This window comes from Rhodoplanes roseus, assembly GCF_003258865.1.
Lineage (GTDB): Bacteria > Pseudomonadota > Alphaproteobacteria > Rhizobiales > Xanthobacteraceae > Rhodoplanes > Rhodoplanes roseus.
In genome coordinates this window covers 1-7,927 of the sequence record NZ_NPEX01000265.1, presented here as the reverse complement: position 1 = coordinate 7,927, position 7,927 = coordinate 1, and the positions used below count along the sequence as shown (strand labels likewise).

Sequence of the window (7,927 nt, the reverse complement as noted above, 5' to 3'; positions counted from 1 at the left end):
ACGATGTCCTCGGCCCGCACGTCGTGGCGGGCCGGCATGATCAGATGCGGCAGCAGCATCTGGTCGTCGGGGTCCGGCACGGGCGCGGGCGGATCGATGCGGGCGAGCTCGCGGGCGATGCCGTCCGGCCCGAGCCCGGAGAGGAGATCGAGCTGGGCCCGGCGCGACGCGGCGGCGCGGCGGTCGGCGAGGTTCACGATGGCGCCCTGCGGCCTGCCGTCGATCGCCGTGTGCGGGGCGTCGACGAAGCTCTCCAGTCCCTCCGACAGCCAATGATAGCGGCGCGCCTGCCGGCGCTCGCCGTCCATGCCCTGCTGCACGACGGCCCAGCGGCCGTCGTCGGTGACGACGAAGGCGTGCAGATAGAGGTCGAACCCGTCCTGCACGGCGGCGCTGTCGACCTTGGCGACCAGCCGGCTGGCATTCGCCAGCGCCGCGCCGTCGATGCCGGTGCGCTCGCCGATCGCCAGCAGCTCGCCCGGGGTCTTGCGGGAGTGCCGGCCGCGGCCGCCGCAGACATGCAGGCCGAGCTCTTTGGCGCGTGGGCCGAGGCCGCGCTTCAGGGCGCCGATCACGCTGGTGGTGATGCCGGAGGAATGCCAGTCCATCCCCATCACGGCGCCGAACGACTGGAACCAGAACGGATGCGCCAGGCGCCTCAGAAACTCGTCGCGGCCGTAGTGGTGGACGATCGCCTCGGTCACCACGGCGCCGAGCCGCGCCATGCGGCTCGCCAGCCACGGCGGCACATGGCCGCCATGGAGCGGAAGATCGGCGCTGCCCGCCCGCCGGGCCGTCATGATGGCTTCGCTCTCCGTCGGGCCGCCGCCGCGGGCGGCCGTGTCCGCCCTGTGTCACGCGAGCCCGCGCGGGTCAACTCGATCCAGGTCGGCGCATGGTCGCTAGCCTTCTCGACGCCGCGCACCCAGCGGTCGACCGAGGCGGTCTTCAGCCGTCCGGCGAGCGACGGCGACAGGAGCAGATGGTCGATGCGCAATCCGGCGTCGCGGCCGAAGGCGTTCCGGAAGTAATCCCAGAACGTGTAGATGCGCTCGTTCGGATGCAGATGGCGCAGCGCGTCGGTCCAGCCCTGGGCGACCAGCCGGTGGAAGGCGGCGCGGACCTCCGGGCGGAACAGCGCGTCGTCGACCCAGCGCTCCGGCTTGTAGACGTCGCGCTCGGTCGGCATCACGTTGTAGTCGCCGGCCAGCACCACGGGCGCCCCGCTGGCGAGCAGCGTCGCGGCATGCGCGGTCAGCCGCTCGTACCAGGCGAGCTTGTCGGTGAATTTCGGCCCCGGCGCCGGGTTGCCGTTCGGCGCATAGAGGCAGCCGACCAGCACGCCATCGACGGCGGCCTCGATGTAGCGGCTCGCCGCGCCGGCCGGGTCACCGGGGAGGCCGCGCCGCGTCTCCACCGGCTCGGCCCCGCGCGCCAGGATGGCGACGCCGTTCCAGCTCTTCTGCCCGTGGAAGACGGCGCCGTAGCCGGCCGCCGAGATCGCCGCGCCCGGAAACTTGTCGTCGGGACTTTTGAGCTCCTGCAGGCAGACGATGTCGGGAGCCGCCTCGGCCAGCCAGCGCAGCAGCACGGGCAGCCGGCCGTTGACGCCGTTGACGTTGAAAGTCGCGATCTTCACGGGTGACTCAACCCCGCGCCGGCCGGTCGGTTCCGCGGCGGGCGGTGCCCGGTTCTTCGGCTGGACACGACCGGCGGCGTGAACGACCATGCCGACCTCGGGCCGCTGGCCCGAAGCCTCCCCGACCCCCAGGAGCCCTCATGCCGTCCCGTTCTCCGCGCCTCTCCCGCCTGCTCGCCCCGCTGCTCGGCATGACGATCGCGGCCGCGGCGCCGGCGGCCGCCGCCGACCTCAAGGTGCTCACCAGCGGGGCCTACAAGCCGATCGTGGTGGAGATGGTCGCCCCGTTCGAGAAGGCGACCGGCCACAAGGTCGAGGTGGTCAACGACACGGCCGGCGCCCTGGTGAAGCGCGTCGAGAGCGGCGAGGCGTTCGATGTGCTGGTGCTGACGCCCGGTGGCCTCAAAGGCCTGGCCGAGAAGGGGCGCGTCACCGGCGATCCGGCCGTTCCGCTCGCCAAGGTCGGCATCGGCGTCGCCGTGAAGCAGGGCGCCCCGAAGCCCGACATCTCGACGTCGGATGCGTTCAAGCAGGCGCTGCTCGACGCCAAGACGGTCGCCATGATCGATCCGGCGGCCGGCGGCTCCAGCGGCATCTATCTGATGCGATTGTTCGAGCGCTGGGGCATCGCCGACGCCATCAAGGCCAAGGCCGTGCTGGTGCCGGGCGGGCTGGTCGCCACGCGGGTCGTCTCGGGCGAGGCCGACCTAGCGATCCACCAGATCAGCGAGATCGTCGCCGTGAAGGACGCCGTGCTGGTCGGCGCGCTGCCGGCCGACATCCAGAACTACACCGTCTATGCCGGCGGCGTCTCGGCCACGGCCAAGCAGCCCGAGGCCGCCAAGGCGTTCCTGAAGACGCTGGCGGGCCCCGACGCCGCCAAGGTCCTCGAGGCCAAGGGCATGGCGCCGGCGGGCTCGTGACGTCGAGCGGTTCTTCGCCTATGCTCGTCCGCGCTCGGTGCTCGGATGCGCGTCGGCACCGCTGGCCCACCGCGAGAAAATCCTCGTGTCCCGGGCGCGGCGCGACGCGCCGCGAACCGGGACCCAGTGCGATCCGGTGAGGGCGGCTCCATGTCGCCCCTGGGCCCCGGCTCGGCGGCGCATCAGGCCTGCGGCCTGACGCGCCTTGTCCGGGGCACGCTCACCGACGAAGGCGTCACGCCTTCATCGTCTCCAGCACGCGGTCCGGGGTCATCGGCATGTGGCGCAGCCGCTTGCCGGTGAGCGCCGCCACCGCGTTGGAGATCGCCGGGGCGATCACCGGCGTCGCCATCTGGCCGACGCCGGTCGGATGGTTGGGCGTGGCGATCAGCTCGACATGGATGGCCGGCACGTCCCGCATGCGCGGGATCAGGTAGTCGTAGAAGTTCGACTGCTGCACCTCGCCGTCCACCATGGTGATCCGCTCGCTCAGCGCGAGGCCGATCCCGTAGACCACGCAGCCCTCGGTCTGGGCGACGATGTTGTCCGGCTGCACCGTCACGCCGCAATCGAGCGCGATCCACACGTCGTGCAGCTTGATCTGTCCCGACGCGCGGTCGACCGAGACCTCGACCACGCCGGCGATCTGAGTGCCGGAGTAATCGATATAGGCGACGCCGAGCCCGCGGCCCTCCCGCTTGCGGCTCCAGTCGGCCATCCGGCCCGCTTTGTCGACCACCGCATGGGCGCGCGGCGATCCCTTCAGCAGGTCGAGCCGGAACGCCAGCGGATCGGCCCCGCGCAGAATCGCGAGCTCGTCGATGAAGACCTCGACGGCCCATTTGTTCGGCCCGAACCCGATCCCGCGGAGCGCCTGGGTGCGCATGCCGCTGTCCATGGTGATCTGGTCGACCTGGCGGTTGGGAATGCCGTAGGTCTTCAGCTCGGCGCCGAGCATGCCGATGAAGTCCTTCTGCCCGGCCTTCTGGTAGCGCACCGGATCCTGGAACTCGGTGACGACGTCGGCGGCCTTGCGATGATGCCAGGCGACGAGCTGCCCGGCGGCGTCGAAGCCGGCCTTCATGTGATGCGCGGTGAGCGGATGGAAGCGGCCGTTGCGGATGTCGTCCTCGCGCGACCACACCATCTTCACGGGCTGCTTCACCGCTTGCGACAGCAGCACGGCGTCGACCACGAACTCCATGTCGCGCGGCCCGCGGCGGCCGAAGCCGCCGCCCAGCAGATGCTCGTGGAACGTCACCTTGTCGGGGCCGATCCCGAGCGTCGTCGCCGCCGCCGTGACCGCCATGGTCTGCGACTGGGTGCCGACCCACAGTTCGCAGGCGCTGCCGTCGGCCGCCACCGAGGCGACCGCGTTGAGCGGCTCCATCTGGGCGTGATAGGCGAAGTCGCAACGATACTCGGCCTCGTGCACGGAGGCGCAGGCGGCGAGCGCCGCGGCGCCGCCCCCGGCCGTCTCCCACGGCTTGGAGGGCCGCGCCGGATCGCGCGCCGCCGCGGCGAACTCCTCCAGGCCCTTCTCGCTGTCGAAGCCCCAGCCCTTGGCCTTGCGGGTCCACGTCACCTTGAGGGCGTCCTTGGCGGCCAGCGCCGCGACCGTGCTGTCGGCCAGCACGCCGACCCCGTAGGGCAGCGGCACGGTGCGGATGAAGCCGCGCACCGCTTTTGCGGCCGAGTCGTCGATCGCCGCCGGGCCGTCGCCCGGCACAGGGGTGCGCAGCACGGCGCCGTGGAGCAATCCGGGGAACGCGACATTGATGGCGTAGTCGGCCGTGCCGTTGACCTTGGTGGGAAGCTCGACCCGCATCACGTCCTTGCCGATGAGGCGGAACGTCTTCGGATCCTTCAGGTCGGCGTCGCGCACCTCCGGCGCCTTGGCCGGCATCTCGGCGAAGGCGGCGATCTCGCCGTAGCCGATGCGGCGGCCGGAGGCGGCATGGACCACGGTGCTGGCCTCGGTGGTCAGCTCGCTTGCCGGCACGTTCCAACGTCGCGCGACATTGTCGAGCAGCACCAGCCGCACCTGTGCGCCGAACTGGCGCAGCGCCTTGTAGTAGCCGGTGACGGCGCTGCTGCCGGCCGTGTACATGACGCCGCCGAAGCCCGGATTGCCGTACACGGCGTCGATCGGCGCGGCACGGACGATCCGCACCTTGCTCCAGTCGGCGTCCATCTCCTCGGCGAAGATCAGCGGCAGCGAGGTTCGCGAGCCCTGGCCCATCTCTGTGGCGGGGCCGCGGATCGTGATGGTGCCGTCGGTCGAAAGCGTCACCCACGGCCCGAGATCGACGCGTCGCGCCTCCGCGGCGAGGGCCGGCAGGCCGATGGCGACCGCGAAGGTGAGACCGCCGGCGCCGCGCATGAACATGCGGCGGTCGAGGCCGGAGGCGTCGGGAGCGGAGTCGGCGGCAGCGCCGGAACCCAGTGCGAAGATCGTCATCTCAGGCCTCCTTCGCCGCGCGCTCGATCGCCCGCACGATGCGCGGATAGGTGCCGCACCGGCACAGATTGGTGCTCATGTGCTCGACGATCTGGTCCCGCGTCGGATTGGGCGTCTTGGCCAGCAGATCGGCCGCGCTCATGATCTGGCCGGACTGGCAGTAGCCGCATTGCGGCACGCTCTCGGCGAGCCACGCCTTCTGGACCGGATGGCTCGAGTCGGGAGAGAGCCCCTCGATCGTCGTCACCGACCGGCCGGCGACCTCGTGCAGGGAGGTCTGGCACGAGAAGGCGCGGTCGCCGTCGACATGCACCATGCAGGCGCCGCACAGGCCGGTGCCGCAGCCGTATCGCGTGCCGGTGAGCTGGAGCTGCTCGCGCAACACCCAGAGCAGCCGGGCGTCGGGCTCGGACTCCACGCTGACGTCTCGTCCGTTCACGCGAAAGGCGATCGACATCGGGCCTTCTCCCTGGGACGCTTCGATCGTGATCAGAAGCTGTCGTTGCTTGCGGGGCCTGCCGGCGGGGGCCGTACAGTCGCAAGCACGTTTGGATGCGACAAGGAGGCGCGTCCGCAATTGTCCGTGAAAGCGCGGTGAGCGATGCGCAGGCCGGCCGACGGAATGCTGCGCTGCGGCGCGGCTTCGCAGCCGCGAACGCGGCGCGTGGCGCATCGCCGTTGTGGAGGCGGCTCACGTGTTATAACAAGTCGACGCCGCGATCCCCGGGTCGTCGGCGTCAGGGGGGAGAGATGGAGTCGAGTGTCGGCGTGATCGGCCTCGGTCAGATGGGCCGCGGCATCGCCAGCAATCTGTTTCGCGCGGGAGTGCTGAAGGCCGCCTTCGATCCGGCGCCGGCGGCGCGCGACCTGCCGTTCTGCCGCGACGTCCTGTTCGCCGCCGGCCGCGAGATGGCGGCCGCCTGCGACGTGATCGTCTTCGTGGTGCCGACCTCGAAGGAGATCGCGGCCAATCTGGACGGGCCCGACGGGATCCTCTCGGTGGCGCGTCCCGGGCAGGTGATTCTCGATCTCACCACGTCGGATCCGGCTCGCACCCGGGAGCTGGCGCAGCGCGCCGCGGCGGCCGGGCGCGCCTATCTCGACTGCGGCATGACGGGCGGCGCGGCGGGCGCCGATGCCGGAACGCTCACCTTGATGATCGGCGGCGACGCCGCGGTGCTGGAGCGGGTGCGGCCGGTGCTGGCGGCGTTCACCAGGAAGGCCGCGCTGGTCGGGCCGTCCGGCGCCGGGCACACGCTCAAGCTGATCCACAACATGGTGGTCCACACCAATTTCCTGGTGATGAGCGAGGCGGGCCGGCTCGCCGAGGCCTCCGGGCTCGACCTCGCCGCCGTCGTCGACGTGTTCAACGCCGGCAACGCCCGCAGCTTCATCAGCGAGGTGCGGTTTCCGAACCACATCCTGTCGGGCCGCTTCGACGGACGCTCGACGGTGTCGAACCTCGCCAAGGATCTGGCGATGGCCGCCGCCTTCGCGGACCAGCGCGGCGAGACCGCGCCCTACACGCATCTCACCGCCGACCTGCTGCAGCGCGCCATGGCGCTCGGCTGGGCGGCGGACGACTTCACCACGATCTATCCGCGGCTGGCGGAGCTGATCGACGGCGCGTGAACGGCGGACGCAGGGCCCCGCGCCGAGCTATGCATACAAGGTGAGGCTGCGCCGTTGCCACGCGGCACGCGCTCGGCCATAAAGATCACAACGATAAAAGACGGCAGGAAACGAGCGAGGAGACGACCGTGGGAGTCACGCGCCGGGGCGCCGTGGCCGCGATGGCGGCTGCGACCATTCTTCCTTCCAGATCCGCGCACAGCCAGTCCTGGCCGGAGCGGCCCATCACCCTGGTGGTGCCGTTCGCGCCGGGCGGCGGCACCGACGTGCTGGCCCGCATCCTGGCGCCGGTACTGTCCGAGAAGATCGGCGGCACCGTGGTGATCGAGACGGTGAGCGGCGCCGCCGGCAACATGGGCTCGGCCCGCACGGCCCGCGCCGCGCCGGACGGCTACACGCTGCTCCTGCACAATGTCGGCTTCGCCATCAACGCCGCGCTCTACCGCAGCCTGCCGTTCGACTCCGAGAAGGATCTCGTGCCGATCGCCTTCGTCAGCGACTCGCCGCTGGTGATCCTGGGCCGCAAGACCATCCCGGCGACGACGCTCCCCGAGCTGATCGCCTGGATGAAGGCGTCGCCGACGCCGGCCAAGCTCGCCCATGCGGGCGTCGGCAGCGCCAGCCATTTCGCCATCGTCCCGCTGGCGCGGGCCGCCGGCAAGGCCGACATGATCCCGTATCGCGGCGGCGGACCGGCCGTGCAGGACGTGATCGGCGGCCACGCCGATCTCACCGCCTCGCCGCTGCAGGCGGCGGTCGGTCCGGCCCAGGAGGGGCTCGCCAAGGCGTTCGCCGTCACCTCGGCCGAGCGCGCCCCGATGATGCCGACGGTGCCCAGCCTGGCGAGCGAGCTCGGGCCGAAGTCGCTGACCAACTTCTGGAGCCTGCTGATGACGCGGGCCGGCACGCCGCCGGCCGTCACCGACAAGGTGCGGGTCGCGCTGGAGGCCGCGCTGGTGGAGCCGCAGCTTCTCGACGCCTTCGCCAAGGCGGGCGTCACGGTCGCAGTCAAGGAGCAGCGCAACCAGGCCGGCGCCGAGGCGCTGCTTCACCGGGAGATCGCCCACTGGCGCGAGATCGTCCGCGAGAACGGCATCGAGGCACCCTGAGCCGGCGAACTGCGCTGCGCCGTGCCGTGCCGCCGCGCCGTCGTCAGCGCGCGTCGGCGCCGACCGAGGGTCGGGGATGCGCGTGCATCATCATCAGCCGGCCCGCACCGGCCGCGAGCGCGTCGGCCAGCACGCCGGCGAGCCGCAGCGCCAGGGCGACCGC

Annotated in this window: 7 protein-coding genes; 3 read left to right on the top strand and 4 right to left on the bottom strand. The window is 71.5% G+C overall.

Going from position 1 to position 7,927, the window contains the following annotated elements; translation table 11 throughout:
- Together CH341_RS25230 and xth are read right to left on the bottom strand one after the other, a co-directional pair.
- Nucleotides 1-800 (bottom strand): DUF763 domain-containing protein (locus CH341_RS25230; RefSeq protein WP_146604617.1); only part of this gene is annotated, 800 nt, incomplete at its 3' end.
- Nucleotides 797-1,639: an exodeoxyribonuclease III gene (xth, locus tag CH341_RS25225; RefSeq protein WP_111421733.1), complete on the bottom strand. Its 843-nt coding sequence runs from the start codon at nt 1,637-1,639 to the stop codon at nt 797-799. The genes xth and CH341_RS25230, both read right to left, overlap by 4 nt.
- A 140-nt stretch (nt 1,640-1,779) precedes the next feature.
- Between xth and CH341_RS25220 the strand changes: the two genes are divergently transcribed.
- On the top strand, nt 1,780-2,562 hold the full coding sequence (locus tag CH341_RS25220; protein ID WP_111421732.1) for a molybdate ABC transporter substrate-binding protein: 783 nt from the start codon (nt 1,780-1,782) through the stop codon (nt 2,560-2,562).
- Nucleotides 2,563-2,797: 235 nt separating this feature from the next.
- On the opposite strand, the gene CH341_RS25215 is transcribed toward CH341_RS25220, so the two are convergent.
- Both CH341_RS25215 and CH341_RS25210 read right to left on the bottom strand, forming a co-directional pair.
- Nucleotides 2,798-5,023: a xanthine dehydrogenase family protein molybdopterin-binding subunit gene (locus CH341_RS25215; protein ID WP_111421731.1), complete on the bottom strand. Its 2,226-nt coding sequence runs from the start codon at nt 5,021-5,023 to the stop codon at nt 2,798-2,800.
- Nucleotide 5,024: 1 nt separating this feature from the next.
- Nucleotides 5,025-5,480 carry a (2Fe-2S)-binding protein gene (locus CH341_RS25210; RefSeq protein WP_111421730.1) on the bottom strand — a complete coding sequence of 152 codons (456 nt, stop codon included), beginning with the start codon at nt 5,478-5,480 and terminating at the stop codon, nt 5,025-5,027.
- A 293-nt stretch (nt 5,481-5,773) separates the two neighbouring features.
- Here CH341_RS25210 and CH341_RS25205 point away from each other — a divergent pair, with 293 nt between their 5' ends.
- Nucleotides 5,774-6,655: an NAD(P)-dependent oxidoreductase gene (locus CH341_RS25205; protein ID WP_170149795.1), complete on the top strand. Its 882-nt coding sequence runs from the start codon at nt 5,774-5,776 to the stop codon at nt 6,653-6,655.
- 128 nt (nt 6,656-6,783) lie between these two features.
- A complete protein-coding gene (locus CH341_RS25200; protein ID WP_111421728.1) occupies nt 6,784-7,764 on the top strand; it encodes a Bug family tripartite tricarboxylate transporter substrate binding protein in 981 nt (326 codons plus the stop codon).
- Nucleotides 7,765-7,927: the final 163 nt, after the last annotated feature.